At 70.8% G+C, this 3,273-nt stretch carries 4 protein-coding genes and 2 pseudogenes; 4 read left to right on the top strand and 2 right to left on the bottom strand.

The genetic code is table 11. From position 1 onward, the window contains the following. Positions 1-454: pseudogene (locus tag I53_RS24115) on the top strand (DNA-protecting protein DprA); the annotation flags it as partial. On the opposite strand, the gene ruvX reads toward I53_RS24115, so the two are convergent. Continuing rightward, positions 444-950: a Holliday junction resolvase RuvX gene (gene ruvX / locus I53_RS24110; protein ID WP_043355472.1), complete on the bottom strand. Its 507-nt coding sequence runs from the start codon at positions 948-950 to the stop codon at positions 444-446. The pseudogene I53_RS24115 and the gene ruvX overlap by 11 nt on opposite strands. Further along, a complete protein-coding gene (locus I53_RS24105) occupies positions 947-1,516 on the bottom strand; it encodes an SMI1/KNR4 family protein (protein ID WP_043355471.1) in 570 nt (189 codons plus the stop codon). The genes ruvX and I53_RS24105 overlap by 4 nt, the downstream gene beginning before the upstream one ends. 172 nt (positions 1,517-1,688) lie before the next feature. Here I53_RS24105 and I53_RS34250 point away from each other — a divergent pair, with 172 nt between their 5' ends. The 3 genes and pseudogenes from I53_RS34250 to I53_RS24090 form a co-directional block, all read left to right on the top strand. Beyond that, complete coding sequence (locus I53_RS34250) at positions 1,689-1,829, top strand: hypothetical protein (protein ID WP_164706408.1); 141 nt, start codon at positions 1,689-1,691, stop codon at positions 1,827-1,829. A 183-nt stretch (positions 1,830-2,012) separates the two neighbouring features. Beyond that, positions 2,013-2,300, top strand: a complete 288-nt coding sequence (gene gatC, locus I53_RS24095; RefSeq protein ID WP_043355468.1) for an Asp-tRNA(Asn)/Glu-tRNA(Gln) amidotransferase subunit GatC — start codon at positions 2,013-2,015, stop codon at positions 2,298-2,300. Positions 2,301-2,378: 78 nt separating this feature from the next. Continuing rightward, positions 2,379-3,273 (top strand): annotated as a pseudogene (locus I53_RS24090) (amidase); the annotation flags it as partial.

The following is a 3,273-nucleotide window of genomic DNA, read 5'->3' as shown; positions in this document are numbered from 1 at the left end:
GACCCGCGCGCCGAGGGCACCAACGACCTGATTCCGCCAGGGCGCCACCCTCGTCTCGGAGGTCGCCCACGTCGTCGAGGTGCTGGGCCCGATCATCGAGCGCGGCCCGGACGCGGAGGCGGCGCCGGCGCGCGGTCGGCCGGACCTCGCCGAGCAGCCGGATTTCTGGGACGAGATCGAGTTCGACGCGACCGGCGCGGATTGCGATCCGATCCCGCTGTGGCCCGACCGCGAGGCTGCCGGCCGCCCCGTCTGCGAAGACGAGCCGCCCCAGCCCGCGGATGACCGGGCGCGGATCGTCGCCCTGCTCGGCCCGAGCCCGGTGGGCACCGACGAGCTGGCCCGGAGCGCCGGGGTCGGCGCCCGGACCGTGCAGAGCGTGCTTCTGGAACTGGAGCTCGACGGACGGATCGAGCGTCACGGCAGCGGCACGGTCTCCCTGGTCAGTCGCTGAGGAAATCGTCCTCGGTGTCGGCATCGGCGTCGGCGAGATTGCGCATGACGTCGAGGCAGCCCTGCAGGATGTAGGCGGCGGCGAGCTTGTCCACGAGTTCGCCGCGCCGCGCCCGGGAGGCGTCGGCCTCGATCAGCGCGCGAGTGACCACGGCGGTCGAGAGACGCTCGTCGAAGAAGACGTGGGGCAGGGGGAGGATCGGCGCGAGGTTGCGCATGAAGGCGCGGGTCGACTGCACCCGCGGCCCCTCGCTGCCATCCATGTTGAGCGGCAGCCCGACCACCAAGCCGCCGACCGCGTGCTGCCGGCAGAGGGTCGCGAGCCGCTGCGCGTCGGGGGTGAACTTCACCCGGCGGATCGTCTCCAGGGGTGTCGCGATCTGGCGGCCGAGATCCGACAGGGCGAGCCCGATCGTCTTGGTGCCGAGATCGATGCCGATCAGCCGGGCGCCGCCGCGGGACTCGGCCGCGAAGGCGCGGATCGCGTCGAAGTTCATGGCTGCGCCTGTTCGGTGCGCGCCAGGGTGGCCTCGGCAATACCCTCGAACCGGGCGGGGAGGGGCTCCGCGCCCGGCCCCAGAACCAGCGCCGCGGACGGCGCGGCGACCCGGGTGAAGAAATCGTCGAGGCTCTCGCCGCCGAACCGCACCGTCTCCAGATCGGGCGCGAGCAGCCAGACGTCGTACTCGCCGTCCGTCCCGGAGACGTCCCAGAACAGGAAGCTGCCATCCTCGCCCGCACCGAAGAAACAGGCGCGCTCGACGACGCTCGCTTCGCCGCCCTCGACATCGAAGCGGTGCGGCTCCGCGCCCTCTTCCAGCATGGCGACGGCGGCACCGACACTGTGGGCGATGAGCCCCGCCTGGGTCACCAGATCGCAGGCCTCGAACGGCGCCGGCACGGCGATGCGGAACTGTCCCCCCGCGAGGCCGACGCCGCAGGTTCGGCAGAAGGCGCGATAGGAGGCCGGCAGCGGAAAGCCGAGATCCGCCGCCGCACGGTCGAGAGCCCCATCGTCCGGCACGAAGCCCGGCGCGAGATCCGCGAAAACCTGCTCCCACATCGATCCCGCTCCACCGTCCACAGGCTTCAGCTCCTGCGCAGATCGCCCCCGGTGCGCGCGGAGCCGTTCGCGTCTAGGTAGGTTAATGTTCCGTTAAATCACACTGTAGGGGCCCGCCTTGTCGACGAACGGCCAGCTCTCCTGTTCCGCACCGTCCGGATATCGGCGGGCGATGCCGCGCAAGCACCGCTGGATGCTGCTCCTCGCCTTCGAGATCCTGGTCGCGGGCTTCACCCAAGCCATGATCCAGCCGGTCCGGCAACCGGGAATCACCATCGAGATGTCGGTGACGCCCCACCACGTCGTGACCTGATCGGCCCCACACGAGTGTCGGCCTGCGGGTTCGGTCCCGGTGGCGTCGCCAGGGCCGGCCTTCGTCTGCTCCGGCACGCCGGCCTTCCGCCCGCTTCGACCCGCGTTGCAGCGCGTCGAGCGCCGATGCTATAGCCCGACCGACTTCGGGAGAGTGCTCCCGGGCAGGGACGAACGGGACGGCATGTCGGTCGACGAGAAGACGGTTCGGCGCATCGCGCATCTGGCGCGGATCGCGGTCACCGACGACGAAGTCGGGCCGCTGCAGGGCGAGCTGAACGCCATCCTTGCCTTTGTCGAGCAACTCGGCACGGTCGACGTCACGGGCGTCGAGCCGATGACCTCGGTGACGCCGATGGCGATGAAGAAGCGCGAGGACGTCGTCACCGAGGGCGGCCGCGCCGCCGACGTCGTCGCCAACGCGCCCGAGACCGAGGACAATTACTTCCTGGTCCCGAAGGTGGTCGAGTAGGCCGAGGACGGCCCGGACCTTGCGGACCGGATTTCTGGCGGGCAGGCGCGCGACAGCGCGCGCGGGGACGTGAACAGCGTGGATCCGAACGAACTCACCCTGGCCGAAGCGCGCGATGCCCTGAAGGCAAAGCGGATCTCGGCCCGCGAGCTGACCCAGGCGCATCTCGACGCCATGGCCAAGGCCCGCGTCCTGAACGCGTATATCCGGGAGACCCCGGACCGCGCCCTGGCGATGGCCGAGGCTTCCGACCGGAAGATCGCATCGGGCGAGGGCCGCCCCCTTGAGGGCATCCCCCTCGGCATCAAGGACCTGTTCTGCACGCACGGCGTGACGACCACGGCGGGCTCCAAGATCCTCGAAACCTTCGAGCCGCATTACGAATCGGCCGTGTCGGCCAATCTGTGGCGCGACGGCGCCGTGATGCTCGGGAAGCTCAATCTCGACGAATTCGCCATGGGCTCGTCCAACGAGACCAGCGCCTACGGCAACGTGGTCTCGCCCTGGCGGCGCAAGGGATCGGACACGCAGATCGTGCCCGGCGGCTCCTCGGGCGGGTCCGCCGCGGCGGTCGCCGCGCGGCTCTGCCTCGGCGCCACCGCGACCGATACCGGCGGCTCCATCCGGCAGCCTGCCGCCTTCACCGGCACGGTGGGGATCAAGCCGACCTACGGGCGGTGCTCGCGCTGGGGTACGGTGGCCTTCGCCTCCTCCCTCGACCAGGCGGGCCCGATCGCCCGGACGGTACGCGACTGCGCCATCCTCCTCGGCTCCATGGCGGGCCCCGATCCCCGGGATACGACCTGCACCGACCTGGCGGTGCCCGATTTCGAAGCCGCCGTGTCGCGCGGCGTGGAAGGGCCTCACCATCGGCATCCCGAAGGAGTACCGGGTCGACGGCCTGCCCGCCGAGATCCAAAACCTCTGGGACAAGGGCGCCGCGTGGCTCAAGGCTGCGGTGCAACAATCCGGG

It is taken from the genome of Methylobacterium sp. B1 (assembly GCF_000333255.1).
GTDB classification, from domain to species: Bacteria; Pseudomonadota; Alphaproteobacteria; order Rhizobiales; family Beijerinckiaceae; genus Methylobacterium; species Methylobacterium fujisawaense.
Note: the sequence above shows the minus strand (reverse complement) of the source record. Positions and strands in the feature narration are given on the sequence as shown.